The sequence below is a fragment of the Psychrobacter immobilis genome, assembly GCF_904846285.1.
GTDB classification, from domain to species: domain Bacteria; phylum Pseudomonadota; class Gammaproteobacteria; order Pseudomonadales; family Moraxellaceae; genus Psychrobacter; species Psychrobacter immobilis_D.
The window spans coordinates 73,751-92,478 of the sequence record NZ_CAJHAD010000013.1 but is presented as its reverse complement, the minus strand read 5'-3'; the positions used below and the strand labels follow the sequence as shown (position 1 = coordinate 92,478).

The 18,728-nt window shown below is 41.5% G+C and carries 18 protein-coding genes; 10 read left to right on the top strand and 8 right to left on the bottom strand.

Annotated features, from left to right (window positions below; all coding sequences use genetic code 11):
* Positions 1-245: 245 nt before the first annotated feature.
* Both JMX13_RS09140 and JMX13_RS09135 read right to left on the bottom strand, forming a co-directional pair.
* Complete coding sequence (locus tag JMX13_RS09140; protein WP_201612204.1) at positions 246-1,658, bottom strand: aspartate ammonia-lyase; 1,413 nt, start codon at positions 1,656-1,658, stop codon at positions 246-248.
* Positions 1,659-2,181: 523 nt separating this feature from the next.
* A complete protein-coding gene (locus tag JMX13_RS09135) occupies positions 2,182-2,517 on the bottom strand; it encodes a hypothetical protein (protein ID WP_201546423.1) in 336 nt (111 codons plus the stop codon).
* Between the two features lie 264 nt (positions 2,518-2,781).
* On the opposite strand from JMX13_RS09135, the gene JMX13_RS09130 reads away from it, so the two are divergent.
* Complete coding sequence (locus tag JMX13_RS09130; RefSeq protein ID WP_201612203.1) at positions 2,782-3,393, top strand: class I SAM-dependent methyltransferase; 612 nt, start codon at positions 2,782-2,784, stop codon at positions 3,391-3,393.
* A gap of 33 nt (positions 3,394-3,426) precedes the next feature.
* On the opposite strand, the gene JMX13_RS09125 is transcribed toward JMX13_RS09130, so the two are convergent.
* On the bottom strand, positions 3,427-4,215 hold the full coding sequence (locus JMX13_RS09125) for a DUF2071 domain-containing protein (protein ID WP_227686273.1): 789 nt from the start codon (positions 4,213-4,215) through the stop codon (positions 3,427-3,429).
* 156 nt (positions 4,216-4,371) lie between these two features.
* The gene (locus JMX13_RS09120; RefSeq protein WP_201612202.1) at positions 4,372-5,229 is read right to left on the bottom strand and encodes an AraC family transcriptional regulator; all 858 of its coding nucleotides are present in this window, start codon (positions 5,227-5,229) and stop codon (positions 4,372-4,374) included.
* Positions 5,230-5,413: 184 nt separating this feature from the next.
* On the opposite strand from JMX13_RS09120, the gene JMX13_RS09115 reads away from it, so the two are divergent.
* The 4 genes from JMX13_RS09115 to JMX13_RS09100 all read left to right on the top strand — a co-directional run bounded on the left by JMX13_RS09115 (position 5,414) and on the right by JMX13_RS09100 (position 9,760).
* On the top strand, positions 5,414-5,827 hold the full coding sequence (locus tag JMX13_RS09115; protein WP_201612201.1) for an organic hydroperoxide resistance protein: 414 nt from the start codon (positions 5,414-5,416) through the stop codon (positions 5,825-5,827).
* A gap of 389 nt (positions 5,828-6,216) precedes the next feature.
* Positions 6,217-6,849 (top strand): hypothetical protein, encoded by a 633-nt coding sequence (locus tag JMX13_RS09110; protein WP_265088406.1) that lies wholly within the window; start codon positions 6,217-6,219, stop codon positions 6,847-6,849.
* A gap of 127 nt (positions 6,850-6,976) precedes the next feature.
* Complete coding sequence (locus tag JMX13_RS09105) at positions 6,977-8,551, top strand: Dyp-type peroxidase (RefSeq protein WP_201612200.1); 1,575 nt, start codon at positions 6,977-6,979, stop codon at positions 8,549-8,551.
* 60 nt (positions 8,552-8,611) lie between these two features.
* Entirely contained in the window at positions 8,612-9,760 is a 1,149-nt protein-coding gene (locus tag JMX13_RS09100; RefSeq protein WP_201612199.1) for a catalase family protein, read from the top strand.
* Between the two features lie 180 nt (positions 9,761-9,940).
* Here the strand turns inward: JMX13_RS09100 and JMX13_RS09095 are convergent, their stop codons facing one another.
* The gene (locus tag JMX13_RS09095; RefSeq protein WP_201612198.1) at positions 9,941-10,312 is read right to left on the bottom strand and encodes an MliC family protein; all 372 of its coding nucleotides are present in this window, start codon (positions 10,310-10,312) and stop codon (positions 9,941-9,943) included.
* Positions 10,313-10,490: 178 nt separating this feature from the next.
* Positions 10,491-11,429 carry a DMT family transporter gene (locus JMX13_RS09090; protein WP_201612197.1) on the bottom strand — a complete coding sequence of 313 codons (939 nt, stop codon included), beginning with the start codon at positions 11,427-11,429 and terminating at the stop codon, positions 10,491-10,493.
* A gap of 102 nt (positions 11,430-11,531) precedes the next feature.
* Between JMX13_RS09090 and JMX13_RS09085 the strand changes: the two genes are divergently transcribed.
* On the top strand, positions 11,532-12,215 hold the full coding sequence (locus JMX13_RS09085) for a DUF421 domain-containing protein (protein WP_201612196.1): 684 nt from the start codon (positions 11,532-11,534) through the stop codon (positions 12,213-12,215).
* Between the two features lie 92 nt (positions 12,216-12,307).
* On the opposite strand, the gene JMX13_RS09080 is transcribed toward JMX13_RS09085, so the two are convergent.
* A complete protein-coding gene (locus tag JMX13_RS09080; RefSeq protein WP_201612195.1) occupies positions 12,308-12,889 on the bottom strand; it encodes an AAA family ATPase in 582 nt (193 codons plus the stop codon).
* Positions 12,840-13,601 carry a nicotinamide riboside transporter PnuC gene (gene pnuC / locus JMX13_RS09075; RefSeq protein WP_201612194.1) on the bottom strand — a complete coding sequence of 254 codons (762 nt, stop codon included), beginning with the start codon at positions 13,599-13,601 and terminating at the stop codon, positions 12,840-12,842. The genes JMX13_RS09080 and pnuC overlap by 50 nt, the downstream gene beginning before the upstream one ends.
* Before the next feature lie 399 nt (positions 13,602-14,000).
* Between pnuC and JMX13_RS09070 the strand changes: the two genes are divergently transcribed.
* From JMX13_RS09070 to lysS, 4 genes are all read left to right on the top strand, one after another.
* On the top strand, positions 14,001-15,146 hold the full coding sequence (locus JMX13_RS09070) for a beta-ketoacyl-ACP synthase III (protein ID WP_201612193.1): 1,146 nt from the start codon (positions 14,001-14,003) through the stop codon (positions 15,144-15,146).
* 264 nt (positions 15,147-15,410) lie between these two features.
* The gene (gene prfA / locus JMX13_RS09065; RefSeq protein ID WP_201612192.1) at positions 15,411-16,499 is read left to right on the top strand and encodes a peptide chain release factor 1; all 1,089 of its coding nucleotides are present in this window, start codon (positions 15,411-15,413) and stop codon (positions 16,497-16,499) included.
* 34 nt (positions 16,500-16,533) lie between these two features.
* The gene (locus JMX13_RS09060) at positions 16,534-17,022 is read left to right on the top strand and encodes a hypothetical protein (RefSeq protein WP_201612191.1); all 489 of its coding nucleotides are present in this window, start codon (positions 16,534-16,536) and stop codon (positions 17,020-17,022) included.
* 130 nt (positions 17,023-17,152) lie between these two features.
* Positions 17,153-18,697 (top strand): lysine--tRNA ligase, encoded by a 1,545-nt coding sequence (lysS, locus tag JMX13_RS09055; protein ID WP_201612190.1) that lies wholly within the window; start codon positions 17,153-17,155, stop codon positions 18,695-18,697.
* Positions 18,698-18,728: the final 31 nt, after the last annotated feature.

Sequence of the window (18,728 nt, the reverse complement as noted above, 5' to 3'; positions counted from 1 at the left end):
GTAGAGAGCCATGTTTGAAATAGTCTCTATATTTTAAGGCTTTTGAACTTACTTTTCCAGATTAGGGACACGCCCTAAGATTAAAAAATAAAAAGTGCAAGTAACATGTATTGTACGTACGATTTTTATATGATATCTCTCTCATTAATACGCTAAGCGCACCCTACACAAACTTAAATCCTAAATAGAAAAAAAGGCCAGATTAGCAATCGCTAACCCAGCCTTTTTATTCAGCTAAAGCCAAATTATAGTAAGGCTCTAACTTTTGGATAAACCATATTGGCAGGAGACAAGATGTCATCTAGCGTCTCTTTATCCATCAGTTTTTCTTCTAATACGATGTCATACACACTACCACCAGTCTCTTGTGCTCTTCTCGCAACAAAAGAAGACGCGTCATAACCAAGGTGTGGGTTTAGCGCAGTGACCAGCCCGATATTATTGAATACCTCGACGCTACACGCCTCATTATTCATCATCAGACCATCGATACAGCGAGTGGCAAACATCTCACAGATATTGGCCAGCATGCTCATGCCGGTAAACAAGTTAAAAGCAATCACTGGCTCAAAAACGTTTAGCTGTAGCTGACCATTTTCTGACGCCATAGCGATGGTATGATCGATACCCATCACATGGAAGCAAGCTTGGTTCACCACTTCTGGAATAACTGGGTTTACTTTACCGGGCATAATTGAGCTACCAGGCTGCATTTCAGGCAAGCGATATTGCGCCAAACCGGCACGCGGACCAGAAGATTGCAAACGTAAATCATGGGCAATCTTAGATAAACGGGCAGCAAAAAGACGCAAGTTGCCAGACAGTGCAACATAAGCACTGGTGTCTTGCGTGGCTTCAATCAAGTCTTCAGCGATATAATAAGGTCTGCCAGTCAGCTCTGATAAGCTCTTGGCAACCTCTTCCGAATAGCCAGCTGGGGCATTCAAACCCGTACCAATCGCCGTACCGCCCATATTGATTTCATGAAATAGCGCACGAGTAGATTCGATACGATCCATCTCTTTTTTGATCATGGTTGCAAAGGCATTAAACTCTTGACCTGCGGTCATAGGTACGGCATCTTGTAAATGCGTGCGACCCATTTTTAGTTGATCAGCAAGCTCAACGCTTTTTTTCTTAAGGCTGGTATGTAAGATTGCCATCTTATCTAATAAGCGTACGCAGTAATCATCCAAAGCGACATTCATCGCCGTAGGGTAGGCGTCGTTGGTCGATTGTGACAGGTTGACATCGTTATTTGGATGCACGTGTTGATAGTCGCCTTTCTCGTAGCCAAGGATTTCTAGCGCTCGATTGGCAATCACTTCATTGGCATTCATATTGGTTGACGTACCTGCGCCGCCTTGGAACATGTCAACGATAAACTGGTCGTGATATTTATTATCGATTAAGTCGTCACACGCTGCAGTGATAGCATCTTTAACCGTATCATTGAGGACGCCTACTTTATTATTGGCAATAGCGGCCGCTTTTTTAACGGTCGCAAAAGCGCGAATAAAAGTAGAAAACTGATTTAAGCGCACACCACTAACGGTGAAGTTTTCAAAAGCACGTAAGGTTTGGATGCCGTAGTAAGCATCAGCGGGAACGTCACGATAGCCGAGTAAGTCATGTTCTTGGCGAGTAGCAGTAGTCATTCAATAAAATTCCTTTCAATAAAAAGCCCTGATTAAGACGCAGTGAGACCGTCATTTATTAAAATGACAGTAGTTGCGTCACATTGGTAAATCAATACAATCAACATTCAAGCATAAGCCTTTTATAAGGTGATTAATAATGAATGTTTATTGCACGATGCATAATAAAACAAAAAAGTTTATATGATAAATGGCTGGTGATAAATGTTTTCGATCATACAAATTGGCTGGCTAATACGTCTGATTGCCATTCAATGCTGACCGAAGTTTCACCCTTAATTCAAGTCTGCTAAAATCAATCAAGTAAGACATATAGATGGGATAAGTGATTAGCAATAATAAAATGATAAGTAGTGATGATATAAGCACAATTGAGAATATAAACAGACATCTACTGTACTATGTTTAGATGAGTAAAGCGACAAGGCGTTGCACCTTATATCTCATAAGTTAAAAAGCAAAGACAATTGATTCTATCTTTGCTTTAATAATTACGCTAAATATTCAGATTTATGATTGAGTTTTAAGGTTTGGCTCTTATATTTTCTGTCACCACACCCATGCCATAAAACAACAAGGCGATAAGCGTCAAGGCGACGATAAATGGTGTCAAAACCCAAATCACAATATTGATTAGCAATGATGATAATAAGCCATTAAAGATAATGGTGTGGGGCGCGATAAAATCGGTGACGACATCAACTGCACGTTTGGCAATCGGGAAGAGTAGCGTGCTGATAGCCAAAATATAGAGATATTTTGCGAAGTCAGGATTGCTTGAGAGGACTATGAAGTAAAACCCCAAATAATAGGTAATACCCAAAGCCCAACATTTGAGAGTATAGCTGAAACGAATCATGTGACTTCCTCCCCAAAAAACTGCTTGTGATTTGACGTTTTATTAAAGGCGCGCTAGTAGGTTGAAGAACGTCAAAATAAATGCAATATAGTGAATATATTTATATATGTTATATTATGAATATATAGGTTAAGTCAACTGTTTTCTGCGCTCAATGTTTGTTTATTCACTATTAATGTGGATTCGTTACTAATATAAACTCACTATTGAGAGCAAATAACTATAAAATAGCCTAAGCAAATAGATGTAAATAAGGACTAAAATATGTGGAACGAGCGTTATAACGAAGTAGAGTATGTCTTTGGTACAAAACCTAATGATTTTTTGAGAGATGAGTTTCGGAAGATAACATCAGGTGGCAGCGTTTTATGTTTGGCTGAAGGCGAAGGCAGGAATGCGGTTTTTTTGGCGCAGCAAGGATACCAAGTCACTGCCATGGATTTATCTAATGTGGGTTTAAACAAAGCACTACAGCTAGCGAGAGATAGAGGCGTTGATATCATCACTCAAGTTGCCGATTTAGCCGACTATGAGTTTGGTGAAGCACAGTGGGATGGTATCGTTGCTATCTGGGCGCATTTGCCAAAAGCAGTACGCCAGCACGTTCATGCGCAGATTGCACCGGCGCTCAAGCCAAATGGTGTGTTTATCCTTGAAGCTTACATTGAGCAGCAACTAAACATGAATGCTGTCGGCGGACCTCCTGCAACACAACAAGAGCGCTTTGGTTCGTTAGCAGTCTTGCGTAGCGAGTTGGCCGAGCTAGAAGAAATAACGGGTATTGAAAAGTCGCGCATGATTTCTGAAGGTAAGCGCCATCAAGGTTTGAGTGCGGTGGTACAGTTTATCGCCAAAAAAAAGATAGTTAATTATTGAGTTAATCAATTATTCAGCTATCTAATTTTTCAATCATCCAACAATCTTTGGTGGCAGGTAAATAGTAAATGTATTTAATGGTTCAATGAGCACGCTATAAGGGTGATTTTGCTCTGATAGCGTGACAATTCCTGAGTCTGATAAAAGTTTAAAATTAGCAGCAATCAAAGACGCTGGCTGAACTTCAAGTCTTTTATGCCAAACTCGATAAGTACCAAGTTTGCCATCACGGCGATGATAAAAGCCTGCTAGCGGATGGGTCAAATAAACAAGCGCCGATTCGGTATCAGGGAAGCCCGGGAATGAGAAATTATCCACTGTATTTTGTGCAAGTGATACCGACGCCGCTGCCCATTCTGATTCAGCGTTCACAGAATATTTTACATACTTGCCAGTTGCATCATCAAATTGACAATCAAAATTCATTTTCGCGCTATGCCAAGGCAGGCTCCATAAGTATCTTGGTACTGCTAATGTCCAGGAATCTAAAATCGTGCCCAAAAACCATACACAGCGCTCACCCGTTTCTGTATCAATGATATAAATACGGTAGTTGGTCTGTCCCATGGTGAAGGTTGGAAAAGGATAAACCGCGGAGGTAAAATCAACATCGATAAAGGGTACGACAGAAATCAAACCTTTTTCTTCACCATCTACCATCACTGTGTCAAGCTTAAACCTAGCAGGAAATATTCCCTCAAACCTTTCTGCTGGCACTGCATAGGTAATAATAGAAAAATGCTTTAAGCCGCAAACAACGTCGATACCGGTCGGCTTAGGTCTGTCATGTAAATAATCCTTAAAACGTCGTAGTTCTTGCACGATACTTCCTTATAAACATGAATTTAGGCACTAATTCATAAACGTGCTTGTCAGTTTTGATAATACAGTTAATGCTTGTATTCATGGGTATAAATGATGAGCTGCTGATTCATTCTAATTGTTTAATTCCAAGTATTTAATCATAAGTGCTTAATTCTAGGCATGCAATTCACCGCTCGGACTGATGCCAAACAACCGTTTATATTCTCGGCTAAATTGGCTTGGGCTTTCATAACCGACTTGCATAGCGATTTGGGCAATTTGAGCGTCATTTGCTTGAATCAGTCGTCTTGCTTCCATCAAACGTAGACTTTTTTGATATTGTAGCGGGCTTAACTGAGTAATTTCTTTAAAATGATGATGGAACCCTGAGACACTCATCCCGCAGCGACTGGCCAATTCTTCTATAATAATTGTCTCATTTAAATGCGTCTTTATCCAATCGGTAGCTTGAGTGATACGGTGTGTATGGCTGCCATTGACTACCAGTTGGCGCAATTTATTGCCTTGCTCTGCTATAAGCAGACGATAGTAAATTTCTTGCTGAATTAATGAAGCAAGAAAATCAATATCATTTGGATAATCAAGCAAGTGTATAAGGCGCTCAAACGCCGCCATTATAGTACTGTCTAATTGCCACTTTATTCCTAAATGACCTTCAGCGTTAGGCCGTTTAGGCGGTGTTTTTACTAAAACCTCACTAATCAGGGCAAGGTTTAATTTCATAGATAGCACGATGACCGGACGCTCTACCGAAGCATGCTTTATGTGCATGCTTAAAGGAATATTAACTGGGCAAAACATTAGATCGCTCTTATCAAATTTCTGGCAATCTGCACCCAAATAAATCTCACGCGCACCTTGTAAAACGATGCAGATACTAGGTTCTTGCATATAGCTGACGGCTTTACTGGGTTTATCAGCACAGTAAAAAAACAAACCTGGAATATTGGACTCGATGGTTTTGTTTCTAGGCAATATCGACAGTAGTTGCTCAATGGTTGATTGGTTCATTAGGTTTTCTTATTTTATGCAATTGCTCGATACTATAGATATTTGTAGGATTGGGCAAGACGTTTGGAGCTATGTTCTAACAGATTGTCTCGCTGACTCTTATACTAGCCTTATTGAGACTAATGCAGCCTCATTACTGATTTAATCAAATTTTTTTTAAATAAAACACCATAAGGAATAGATAATGAAAATATTTTATAAAACTCGCGCCACTGCAACGGGCGGTCGTTCTGGTCATACCGGTCTTGACGATGGTTCATTAGGTTTTGATTTGGTTTCTTTTCAAGAGCAAGATAAAGAAGGGGTCAATCCAGAACAGCTTTTTGCCATGGGTTACGCGGCTTGTTTTGATAGCGCTTTAAATATGACGGCGCAGCAAATGAAACTGCCTATCACTGCTTCAAAAACCTCGACCCAAGTTGGTATTGGTATGAAGGCCGATGGCAGCTATAACTTAGATATCGATTTATATGTTGAGGTGTCTGGTATCGATGAAGCACAAGCGCAAAAGCTTATTGAAGCTGCTCATCAAGTCTGCCCGTACTCCAATGCTACTCGCGGTAATGTTGATGCGCGTTTGCACGTGACTGTGGTTTAGATATCATTTTTATTTAACAATGGCTTTAATAACTGAGCTGATAACCGCACTAATAACTATAAAAAAATATAAAAATGACATGACTTTCAATTGCTTGGATATGTAACGTATTCAAGCAATTTTTTATTCAGTATTAAAATAATCAATATAAATTTGAAATTTTGTTCAAGATTTAAATGAGGTTGACGTTTGCTCTCTGTTTAATTTTGTGTGAATAACTTGCTCCGCTTCGAGATTTTTATCATGTCTGATATGGTAAGAACCAATAAGTTGATAGCGAATCGACAACTTATTTTTATAAATATATTTTGTACAAGGTATCTTTTTAGAAGATATCTTTCTATAAAGCATTTCCAAATAATAACAACATAATTATAAGGGCGAATATTATGAGTACTGATTCTAAAAACAATAATGCTAAAAAAAATAAAAAACCTGTTATCGATAACTCTGAAGATCTAAAAGACAGAATCACTGAGTCTATCGATGCTTTTAAGCTGCGTGCCAATCTTCTGATGGCCAATATAAAAGAAGGCGGGGATGATGGCTACGATCATTCAACGACCACTGCCGGTGAGAAAGGGCTTAAATCAGGTAAGGTTTCAGAGTTAACGGTTATCGCACCTCTAAAAGAAGGCGGTGCAGAGCGTCTAAAGGAAATTTTAAAAATCGCTGGCGGCAATCTAAAAGGTGCCACGCGGGTTGGGACGTTGCACGATTTGCGCTTTGTATTTTTAGATGACGATACTAGAGTGCTATTTTGTACCGCTTATGATGGCGATTGGGACCCTTATATCGACGACTTTGCGACCAAAATCCCTGAGCTAATGGATATCTTATTTGGCAGCGTTGAAGGTTGGCCTGGCATTAAAGACCCCAGTGTCAAACAGTTCATTCTAGATCATCAAATCACTGCCGCCGGTTGGTATGTGGGTATCCCGCATCTTACAATACAAGATATTCGCCGCCAAGACCGCATCGTCAAAGGCATTAATAAAGCGCTGGATGAAGCACAGTCTTAATGCGGGTAGTGAAGCGGTAAGATATTACTAATTTATGCCATTCTTTTATATCACCATTTTTAAATGGGCTGGACGATATAAAAGAATGGCAAAGTAAACTCATACAATGATAAAAATAGGTTTAATAATGAGTAAAAATACTGGAAATCATAATAAAAATGATAGTACCTCAAAAGACAATCATCCTTTAACCACCAAATTACACGAATTGAAAGACGAGTTCGGCAATCGTATCGAAGACAGCAATTTTGAATCTTGGTTAGCAGATATTAAAAAAGAAGTCGGCGATGGTATCGAGACACTAGCCCATAAAGCACGCGGCGTCTTTAATCCAAACAAAGTCACTATGCAATTAGAGGATATTCAATCTATTATTTTACGCGATCGACCGACGCCTTATTTCGGCACGGTCGTCGCCCTAAAGATTAACAATGCGCAAGTCGGGCGGCAACTACTCAAAACCGTTTTGCCAGACGTGACTTGCAGTAAGGCGTGGCATAAAGACATGCAGGCGACGCTATCTATTGTCATGACTTACCAGGGCTTGGAGGCGCTAGGCGTGCCACAGTCGTCATTAGATAGTTTTCCAGAATCCTTTAAAGCAGGTATGGCAGGACGCGCTGATAAATTACGTGATGCTGGCGTCAATGCACCAGGAAATTGGGTTGCTCCTTTTGGTGAACAGGGCGATATCCATGTTTGCGCGGCGATTATTGCTGATAGCAAAGAAAAGTGGCAAATAAAGCTGAAGGAGCTGCAAGACAATATCAAGTCATATATCGATGAGAATAATCCAGCAAAAGGCGATATTGAAATTCTCATGGAGCATGCTTTCGGTTCAGACAATAACGTTAAAAACGTCTTCGGTTATCGTGATGGCATCAGCAACCCAGAGATTAAAGGCAGCGGTATTCAGACACCGTCCAGTAATACTGATGATGCCGTTGCAGCAGGGGAGTTTGTATTAGGTTATGAAGGAGAGGCGGGCACGATAGCACCAATGCCGCAGCCAGAAATCTTGGGCAAAAACGGCTCGTTTATGGTACTGAGGGCTTATAACAGTCATGTGGCCGCCTTTAATAAATTTCTAAAAGAAAATACGCAGAGTGACGAAGAAGCGGAGTTACTGGGCGCAAAAATGTGGGGACGTTGGCGTTCAGGTGCGCCTTTAGTCTTGTCTCCTGAGCATGATGACCAAACGCTTGGTGATGATCCAAGCCGTAATAATGATTTCGGTTATAAAGATGACCCTTATGGTAAAAAATGTCCATTTGGTGCGCATGCTAGGCGTATGAATCCAAGAGACAGCAAAGACTTTATTTTATCTGATGTGCGTTTGCATCGTATTGTTAGACGCAGCGTTGGTTTTGGTGAGGCATTGTCGCCCGATGTAACTGAGGATGATGGCAAAGAGCGCGGGTTATTCTTTATTGGTATCAACGCCCATGCTATGGAGACCGTTGAGTTTTTACAATCTCAGTGGATCAATGATGGTAATTTTATGAGCTTAGGAGAAGAAAAAGATCCGATGCTTGGTGTCCATCATGGCGATAAAGACGCAGCTGCCGATACCTTTACCGTACCTGCTGACCCTATTCGTCAGCGCTATCACGGTATCGAAACCTTCAATACCTTGTACGGCGGTGAGTATTTATTTATCCCAAGCTTATCGGCATTAGAATGGATTAGTGAATTGTCTTAGAAGTTTAAAAATTACGTTTTCTTTACAAGAACAGCTACTTATAAAAAAGGATTGAAAAAAATGTTAAAAAGATTATTTAAACCTAAATATGTGCCTTATGATGCAAAATATATTCAACTGAGCGCAGAAGACGAACGTAATATCCGCACCATTACCGACGATATTAAAAGCTATATCTCTCGAAGTGATAAGGCCAGTGACATTGATTATCACACGCGCGATGCCCATGCCAAAGGCTACTGCGCCCTTAAAGCCAAGTTTGAGATATTAGACAATCTGCCTGCTGAATACGCGCAAGGTTTTTATGCCAAATCAGGCATTCATGATGCCGTTATCCGTTTTTCTAATGGTGCCTCACGTGTATCGCCTGATCGTAAGCTTGGCTTAGCGCAAGGTTTAGCGATTAAGGTCTTTGATGTAGCAGGTGAAAAATTAGCGCCAGAGGAAGAAGATAGTACTAACTTTGATTTTAATTTGATTAATCATCCGGTCTTTTTCTGTAATCGAATCGAAGATTATGCTTATATCTCTAAGCTGTTTTTAGAGTTGCCAAAATACGCTGAAAAAGGTGCAAGAGGTAAAGCGCAATTGGCTTTTAATTGGTTAACCAACTATGGCTCAAGGTTACCGACTAGAGAGTCTTTTAAAACCTTTAAAGCAGTGGGTGGATTTACAACGATTGAGCCAAAAAACACCTTACTTTATGATTTTCATTCACAAGGCGTGGTGCGTCATGGCGACTATATGGCGAAGATAAGAGTCACGCCAACCAAAGCAGCGGCTAAGAAAATTACCCGTCGTGAGCTTGATGTGAATGCACGCGAGGAAGCGATTCGCCTGCTGATTATCGATGAGATACGCGAGCATGATTATCAGTTTGATGTCCAAATTCAGCTTTGTCGTCATCTAAAAAAGCAGCCGATTGAAGAGATAACCACCGAATGGAAAGAGTCTAATGCGCCATTTGTGACGGTAGCAACGTTGACGATTCCTTGCCAAGATGTGCCTGATGACGGTCATTTTGACATTATGGAAAACCTGTCTTTTACGCCATTTCGCTGCTTAGAGGAAAACCGTCCGATTGGTAATTTGCAACAGTCGCGTCTAAAAGCATATCAAATAGCGTCGCAGACTCGTCATAAACTGAATGACGTTAAACGCCGCGAGCCTAAAAGCTTAAAAGAAACCTTTGATAAGTCATTCTTTTAACTATGTCTAAATACTTGGATTGGTTTTAATAGGCACTTATTAAAAACTATCTATTGATATATTTTTATAAAATAAAACACAAAAAAGAGCCAGTAGTTTGATTACTGGCTCTTTTTTTAAATAGATTTTAGTAAAAATACAGATTTTGCTTAAGTAACTACCAGTTATTATTTATGGTTATTATAGTTGGCAGTTAACTTGGTATTCTTGACCGTTATCTGATTTGATAGTCATGATGCCATAATCTGCTTTGGTGTGCCAATCGTAAGTAGTTTTAGGGTTCACGTCGTTGACATAACGAGCGCCAGAACCTGATACCGCTTGCTTCATGCTAACTTTAGCGTTGTTTAAGCCAACTTTAGGCAATGTGACACTTAGGTTGGCAGCTTGGCCGTTTGCAGTATAGGCAGCAGTGATTTGACCATTGTCTTCACAAGTGAATGACTGAACTACTTGTTGAGTGTTGGTCGTTGGCGTAGTAGTGGTTGGTGCATTGGTTGCACAAGCAGCCAGTAATACGGCAAAAGGTGCTACGGCTAATAATTTTTTCATAATATCCCTCAAGTTTTAGTGTGAATTTTATTTGTTACGCTGAGCGGTATAATACAACAAAAAATGTAATTTCGTGTTGTGGTTCGAGTTTAGGAAAGTAACATCGGCTAGCGGATTTATGACTGAGTAGTATGGCTAGTCAAGCTTTAAGCGCTAGAGGCTTATTAGATATCTGCTATCAAACCATTTTTTTTGGTCGATTTTTATTTAAGATAAATATCAACACCGCGCCTAAGATAACCGAGCTTACGATAATAAACTCTAACGTGAGCTGCTCCGATAAAAATACCACGCCCATGAGTGCAGCGAGCACTGGTACGCAAAGCTGTACCACCGCAGACTGGGTCGTTTTTAATAGCGGCATAGCCACATACCAAATACTGTAGCCGATGCCAGAGGCTATAGCACCTGATACTGTTGCCAGTATGACACCCGTCATACTTATGGTTGAGAGGTAGCTCATACCGATCAGTGCCAATATCGGCACAGCAACTAGGCTTCTTAAAAAGTTAAAGCCAGTCGTTCTGAGAGGCGATACGCAGGTTTTGCCCCGTATGCTATAGATACCCCATGCGATACCGCTTATTGCCATTATAAGCGCCCCAGATAGGGATGGCATGGCCGCAGATGGCAGCATTAAATATATAAAGCCTATCAACGCTATCAAAAGCGCTGTCCACTGCACGCCATTCAATCGCTCTTTATTATAAATTCCCCAACCAATCATCGTAAGCTGCACCGCGGAAAACAAAATAAGCGCACCCGTACCGGTATCAAGTGCTTGGTAAGCCACCGAAAAACAAATGGCATAAATGACCAAGCTGATAGCACTCAACCAATCACCTTTTTCTTTACTGCCAGTCTGTTGTAAAGCCGTCTGTTTTAGGCTGCTTTGTTTTAAACGGGTTCGTTTTAGCGCCTTTCTTTTTAGAGCGTTTTGTTTTAAAAAATGCGCCTGCAGCAGCATGATAAGACCAAGGCATGCAGCGCCGCTGAGCAAGCGGATAGCGGTAAAATTCCAGGCATCAATCGCACCGTCTGCCAGTGCCATTCTGCAAAGTAACGAATTGGCGGCAAAGGCTATTAAAGCGATAATCGTATATAAGGCGGCTTTCAAAAATAATTCCTACAATCATTAACAAAGTTTTTGCATAAAATAAAGCACTTCTAAACAGCAAAGCTTTGATGCCAGCATAAAAATAACGATAAGGAAAAACACATGGATTGGGCAAGTATCTTTGTTTATGACACCACATGGGCATTTGCCGCTGAAATACTCATACGCGTCACGGTAATGTTTACGCTGATTATTTTGTTTTTACGCTTTACCGGTAAGCGCGGCATACGGCAGTTGTCCATCTTTGAGCTGACGATTATCTTATCACTTGGCTCTATTGCTGGTGACCCGATGTTTACCGAAGACTTGCCCATTATCCAAGCGGTGCTCATCATGAGTACCGTTATTATTCTTTATCGTCTATGTACATGGGCGATGATGAAGTTTGAATCTTTTGAGTATCTATTAGAAGGCAAAGCGCTTTATATTGTCGAGGACAGCATGTTGGTCCTCGATAAGATAAAAAAGGGCGAAATGTCGCACGATGAGTTTTTTTCCGAAATGCGTCAACAAGGGGTTGAGCATTTGGGACAGGTGCGCACCGGTTTGCTTGAGACAGATGGGGAATTTAGTATCTTGTTATGTACGCCTGAAGACACCTGTTATGGCTTGCCACTGTTCCCTAAGCAGTATCAGCCCGTCAAGCAGATAGAGCCAGAGGTGTATTATGCTTGTATGTATTGTGGCTACGTGGATTTTATCTTAAATCCTAATCAAGTATGCCAACGCTGTGAGAGTGACTGTAAGAACTGGGCTAAAGCCTTAAATAGCAAAATTGTTAGATAGTTAATGAATGACACAGGATTTTACCATCTTTGTTTAAACAATCTAACGACGTTAAACTGTGTTAAATAGCCTAGCCTTCTTATTTAATGAAATTACGCTAATAATTTTACGACTTGCTGAACTCTTTCCTCTCTATCACCGCCGATACGTTGAAAAGTCTTATTATGCAAGGTTAATTGGCTGGCAAAATAAGCACTAATGTCTTCACGTTGATGTGGGCTATCACGTAAATCATCGGCGACCCATGGGATATCAACGTCGGTCAATAGAATCGTATCGTAATGATGTGCCAATGCCGCTTGGCTAAGCGCTTTAGGGCAATCGCCATAATACCATTTGGCATACACCATCAGCTCAAATAGACTTGTATCACAGAATAAATAGCCACTATCAGACGTTTGCGCAGCTTGTTTGGCAAGTTCGTTTTCTAATTCAATCTGACCTTGCGCGATAGGCAATAAATCATCCCACGTACAGGTCAACTGCTCATTATCCCATTTTGCTTGCAGATAAGTGCGCATATATTCTGGCACCCATGGGCAGCCAAAATGCACAGCCAAATCGCGGCATAAAGTAGTCTTGCCGGTGCTTTCTGCCCCCAGTATCGCGACATTAATAACGGTTTTAGGCGTATGCTGCGTGAGATTGAACGCGATAGCGTCTTTGCCATTCATAATATGCCCAGATTGCGATGAGAGTGAAGACTACATATTGTAGCGCCGTAAAAGTAAGACCTTTATAAAAGTATAGCGGTACGGAAATAGTATCAGCAATAATCCACAGTAGCCAATGCTCAATTTTGCGCCGAGCCATCAGCCACATTGCCATTAAAAACAGTGCCGTAGTCAACATATCAGTATAGTCAACCCATGTAAATAAATGCACACCAAGCTCAGCGCCATCAAAGCTAAAGTTATTATTGATAACGGGTCTGAAGTAATAGACCAAGGCGACAAAAGCAGTGGTCGCCGCTGCTAATGCTGTCAGTATAGGCACATCTTTTTTGTTTATATGCTCAACGTCAATGGCATATTGGGCGTCCGTATTTTGCACGCGCTCCTCTTGCTGCTGGCTGGTTGGGTTTATATGATTTTGATGCTTTTTGATTGCTGTATTGTGCTTATTCTGCGTCCAATTTATCCAACCATAAATACTCATGATACTGTAATAGGCGTTGATAAACATATCGCCGAATAATTGCCACTTCCAAAGCAGATAAACAAAAATGGCGGTGCTAACTAGCCCAATAGGAAAAACTAAAATATTGGTTTTGCTGGCAAGTAAAACGCTGCTGACCCCAAATAGAACCGCGATTAATTCTAAAGCGATAAATAGGGTCGGGTAGTCGGCATATTGCCCGAATAACCAGTTTAGGAGTTCTGCCATTACTGTTCCAAAGTCAAAAAGTAAAAAGAAGAGGTAGATAATATCGGTCGAGTTTATAAAATTTTAACGAGTCAGTGGCAATTAATGTCAATTAGTGGGAGTCAGTCGCAAGCAAAATAGTTGCAACCAAAAATATCTATATTGGATAAAATAACGCAACCAAGCCTTGATAATCAACGCTGATTATAGCGCAGCTGTCGAGAAATGAAGCCGATATTTACTTATTCTCATTAAGAAGCTGATTATTTGTAACAAAGTATTAGAAAAATTATATTATTCAGGCATAATAAAGGCACTTATTTTAAGTTTACAGTTATTCACCGAAAATTAGACGACTGTTGTTTTTCTCCACTTTTATGCTTATTTCAAGCACCATCGTAGTAGACAAGGATGCGCATCATGACGACTTGTATCACGGGCACCGGCCTGTATATTCCCCCTTATAGTATTAGTAATGAAGAGCTAGTAGATTCATTTAACCAGTATGTTGATAATTATAACGCCAAACATGCTGACGCGATTGAAGCAGGAACGGTTACGGCGCTAGAGCATTCATCAGCGGCCTTTATCGAAAAAGTATCTGGTATCAAATCACGTTATGTGATGGACAAAGACGGTATCTTAGATCCCGAAATTATGGCGCCTGTGATTCCTTACCGCAATTTGGGTGAAGAGCTATCAATCATGGCAGAAATGGGCACGGCAGCGCTAAAAGATGCGCTAGCAGATGCGGGTCTAGAGGCCAATGATTTAGACGGTATTATTCTTGCATGCTCAAATTTTCAGCGTACTTATCCTGCGGTTTCTATCGAGATTCAGGATGCAATCGGTATGATTGGCGGTTTTGCTTATGATATGAACGTGGCTTGTAGCGCGGCGACTTTTGGTCTATCGCAAGCACATGGTTCAATCGTCTCGGGTCTTGCCAAACGCGTTGCCGTAGTCAACGTCGAGATTACCTCAGCGCATCTAAACTGGCGCAACCGTGACAGCCACTTTATCTTTGGTGATGTCGCAACCGCCTCTATCGTTGAAGAGCTTGATACGCCAAAAGGTTATGAGATTTTAAGCACCAAGTTGTTCACCCAGTTTTCAACCAATATCAAAAACGAATACGGCTTTATGGACCGCTCTGAGTTCTTAGCGGCGCAGACTGAGATGTATCCGGATATCAAAGAACCAGTCACCGACAAACTGTTTTTGCAAAATGGTCGTAAAGTATTCCGTGAAGTTTGTCCAAAAGTCTCAGAGATTATCACTGAGCATCTGCAAGAAAACGACATCGCAACGTCTGACGTAAAAATGATGTGGTTACACCAAGCCAATGCCAATATGCTTGATTTAATCTTGCGTACAGTCGTTGGACGTGATGCTGATAAGGCGATTGTGCCAAGTGTTATCGCCGAATTTGCCAACACCAGCTCCGCCAGTCCAATGATTGTCTTCCATCGCTATAAAGATGCGCTAAAATCTGGTGATTTGGGCGTTATTTGCTCTTTTGGTGCAGGTTACTCAATTGGTTCGGTACTGGTTCGTAAAGTTTAATAGTTAGTCAAAGCTCTGTTATAACCATAAAAATAGCTAAGAGAATTCTTGGCTATTTTTTTATGCTTATTGTTTAGATTTTTTGCTTCTTTATGCATTTTTATGCCTATAGCAAGTAGAACTAGAGGTTGGTATGTAGGCGTAATTGAGTATAAATTAAGTAGTTTGCGAATATAATGGCAAGATTGCTTAGAGGTTTTAAATTAAGCGCAAAAATTTGCTATAATCACTCTCTTATTTTACTCATTTTAAAAAAGTCCTTTTATGAAAGAATCCTTACGCCTGCGTTTAGACCAGATGGTAGACCGTTATGAAGAGGTCACCGCCTTATTATCAGATCCTAGTGTCATCAGCGATAATAATACATTCCGTGAATTGTCCGTCGAACACAGCGACTTGATGGATATCACGACATTATGGCAGAACTATGTGCGTGCAGAAACGGATCAAGCGGATGCAGAGGTGATGCTAGCGGAAGCTTCAGACCCTGAAATGAAAGAGATGATGCAGGACGAGATTGACAGTGCGCGTGACACCATCGTAGAGATGGAAGAAGCGCTTAACGTCATGATGTTGCCAAAAGACCCTAATGATAAAGTACCTGCTTTCTTGGAGATTCGGGCAGGAACGGGCGGTGATGAGGCAGCGATTTTCTCTGGTGATTTGTTCCGTATGTATCAAAAGTATGCTCAAACTCAAGGCTGGACGGTAGATATTCTGTCGGCTAATGAGGGCGAACACGGCGGCTATAAAGAGATTATCACCCGCGTGTCGGGCAATAGCGTTTATGGTCGTTTAAAGTTTGAGTCGGGCGCTCACCGCGTACAGCGTGTGCCTGAGACCGAAAGCCAAGGTCGCGTCCATACCTCGGCTTGTACGGTTGCGGTCATGCCAGAGGTTGAGATTGATGATACCGTCGATATCAATCCTGCCGACATTAAAATGGATACCTTCCGCTCAAGCGGCGCCGGTGGTCAGCACGTTAACACCACAGACTCTGCGGTACGTTTGACGCACATTCCGACTGGTACCGTGGTAGAGTGTCAACAAGAACGCAGTCAGCATAAAAACCGTGCACATGCGATGAAAATGCTGGTGTCCAAAATCCAACAAGCAAAAGTACAAGCACAGGTTGATGTGGCGGACTCGATACGTCGCGACTTGGTTGGTAGCGGCGATCGCTCAGAGCGTATTCGTACCTATAATTTCCCGCAAGGGCGTATGACCGACCACCGTATCAACCTGACGTTGTATAAGCTTGATGCCATTATGGAAGGTGATATGGATGAGTTACTAGATGCGCTGCTGCGTGAACACCAAGCAGACTTGATGGCGAGTATTGGTGGTGCTTAATAAAAAATTGATAAGTCCATGAGAGGCGTGCGTCATGCATATGATAACCAGCTCAGCGATACTATTACCATTCGACAAATTCGCGATGACCATCATTGCGATGTTAATGGCGTTTTGGTTATCTGCTTGTAGCGTTACGCCTCCATCAACGCCAGTCTTACAGCCAGAGCAGAGCGATAGTAGTGCAGAAAATGATACTGCAACAAACGATAAAAATGATCCGTTTGCTTATCAAGCCTGTGTTTATCCGCCTAACGAGATGGTACAAGCTTGTACGGCAAAGGGAGGCGCGTTTTCACAGCAAGGAATGCTTGGTTGCTATCAATGTGTGGTTTCTTATACAGATGCGGGCAAAGCTTGTCAAGACAGTAGCGACTGCCAAGGTAAATGTAAAAACACAGGTGAGTTTCTAGATGCCAACGCCAAAACTCAGTCAGGACAGTGCGCCAGTGATAGTAGCCCGTTTGGCTGTTATCAAGCGATTGAAGAGGGCGTGACACAGCCCGCCATCTGTGTCGATTGATTCGGTACTTTTTTTAATTTTAAAAACGCATCATCATTATTCAACTGTCTTATTTGAAATTTTTAATTCTGTATTCTAAATTTATAGTTTTCGTTTATTCCTTTAATTATCTAATAATTTTGAGAGTGTTATGTCAAAGCCTAATAATCAAAATCAGCAAAATAACCAAGAGCAAGTTCCAGAAGATGCTAACGAGCTGATTGCTCAATTGCAAGCTAAGTTGGATGATATCGTCGCATCGGGTAAACAACCTTATCCGAATACCTTTAAGCGCACGGATTATGCTCAAGACTTGCAAACGGCTTTTGATGGTATCTCAAAACAAGAAATTGCGGATAATGACGCTAAAGGCGAAAAAACACAGGTTAATGTCGCCGGTCGCGTCATGCTAAACCGTGGGGCGTTTATTGTTATCCAAGATATGACAGGTCGCATCCAATTATACGTCGCACGCAAAGAGCTAGATGAAGAGACATTAGCCGATATCAAGTCATTAGATTTGGGCGATATCGTTGGCGTATCAGGTTATATCGGTCGTTCTGGAAAAGGCGACCTATATGTCCATATTAAAGAATTTACTCTATTGACGAAAGCACTACGTCCGATGCCAAATAAGTTTCATGGCTTAGCTGATGTCGAAGCACGCTACCGCAACCGCCATCTTGATTTGATGACCAATGAGACCACTCGCGATACTTTTGTGATGCGCAGCCAAGTTATCAGCGGTATTCGCAAATTTATGTTAAATGAGCGTTTTATGGAAGTTGAAACGCCGATGATGCATCCTATCCCAGGTGGTGCGGTTGCGCGTCCGTTTGTGACCCATCATAATGCATTGGATATGCCGTTATATCTGCGTATCGCTCCTGAGCTTTATCTAAAACGCTTAGTGGTTGGTGGTTTTGAAAAGGTATTTGAGATTAACCGTAGCTTCCGTAATGAAGGCGTATCAACTCGTCATAATCCTGAATTTACCATGATTGAGTTTTATCAGGCGTATGCAGATTATCATGACTTGATGGATTTGACCGAGCGCTTGTTCAATGAGCTGGCGATGGATATCTTGGGTACGACTGAGCTTACTTATCAGGGCGAAGCCATTAGCCTAAAAGCGCCATTTATACGTTTGTCTATGCCTGATGCGATTGCTCAATATGCAGAAAACTTTGATATGGCACGTATCAATGACCGTGATTATCTTGCAGAATACGCTTCAACCACTCTTAGACAACAAGTGAAAGATGTCTTTGGTGTTGGTAAATTGCAGACGATTATCTTTGAAGAAACCGCTGAGCATCAGCTACGTCAGCCAACTTTTATCACCGAATACCCTGCTGAAACCTCACCGCTGGCGCGCCGTAACGATGACAATCCTGAGATTACTGATCGCTTTGAGCTATTTATCGGTGGTCGTGAACTGGCCAATGGCTTTAGCGAGCTTAATGATCCTGCCGATCAAGCTGAGCGTTTCCTTGGTCAAGTCGCTGAAAAAGATGCCGGAGATGATGAAGCCATGCATTTTGATGAAGAGTATATTGAAGCACTGTCTTATGGCTTACCGCCAACAGCAGGCGAGGGTATCGGTATTGATCGCTTGGTGATGCTATTTACGGACTCAGCCAGTATTCGCGATGTGATTTTATTCCCGCATATGCGCCGTAAGCATGAAAGCTAGACTGCTTTACTTGCCATAAATACACGCTGAG

Coding starts and splice junctions, on each gene's coding strand:
- JMX13_RS09140 (WP_201612204.1), bottom strand. CDS start 1,658: ATGACTACTGCTACTCGCCAAGAACATGACTTACTCGGCTATCGTGAC.
- JMX13_RS09135 (WP_201546423.1), bottom strand. CDS start 2,517: ATGATTCGTTTCAGCTATACTCTCAAATGTTGGGCTTTGGGTATTACC.
- JMX13_RS09130 (WP_201612203.1), top strand. CDS start 2,782: ATGTGGAACGAGCGTTATAACGAAGTAGAGTATGTCTTTGGTACAAAA.
- JMX13_RS09120 (WP_201612202.1), bottom strand. CDS start 5,229: ATGAACCAATCAACCATTGAGCAACTACTGTCGATATTGCCTAGAAAC.
- JMX13_RS09115 (WP_201612201.1), top strand. CDS start 5,414: ATGAAAATATTTTATAAAACTCGCGCCACTGCAACGGGCGGTCGTTCT.
- JMX13_RS09110 (WP_265088406.1), top strand. CDS start 6,217: ATGAGTACTGATTCTAAAAACAATAATGCTAAAAAAAATAAAAAACCT.
- JMX13_RS09105 (WP_201612200.1), top strand. CDS start 6,977: ATGAGTAAAAATACTGGAAATCATAATAAAAATGATAGTACCTCAAAA.
- JMX13_RS09100 (WP_201612199.1), top strand. CDS start 8,612: ATGTTAAAAAGATTATTTAAACCTAAATATGTGCCTTATGATGCAAAA.
- JMX13_RS09095 (WP_201612198.1), bottom strand. CDS start 10,312: ATGAAAAAATTATTAGCCGTAGCACCTTTTGCCGTATTACTGGCTGCT.
- JMX13_RS09085 (WP_201612196.1), top strand. CDS start 11,532: ATGGATTGGGCAAGTATCTTTGTTTATGACACCACATGGGCATTTGCC.
- JMX13_RS09080 (WP_201612195.1), bottom strand. CDS start 12,889: ATGAATGGCAAAGACGCTATCGCGTTCAATCTCACGCAGCATACGCCT.
- pnuC (WP_201612194.1), bottom strand. CDS start 13,601: ATGGCAGAACTCCTAAACTGGTTATTCGGGCAATATGCCGACTACCCG.
- JMX13_RS09070 (WP_201612193.1), top strand. CDS start 14,001: ATGACGACTTGTATCACGGGCACCGGCCTGTATATTCCCCCTTATAGT.
- prfA (WP_201612192.1), top strand. CDS start 15,411: ATGAAAGAATCCTTACGCCTGCGTTTAGACCAGATGGTAGACCGTTAT.
- JMX13_RS09060 (WP_201612191.1), top strand. CDS start 16,534: ATGCATATGATAACCAGCTCAGCGATACTATTACCATTCGACAAATTC.
- lysS (WP_201612190.1), top strand. CDS start 17,153: ATGTCAAAGCCTAATAATCAAAATCAGCAAAATAACCAAGAGCAAGTT.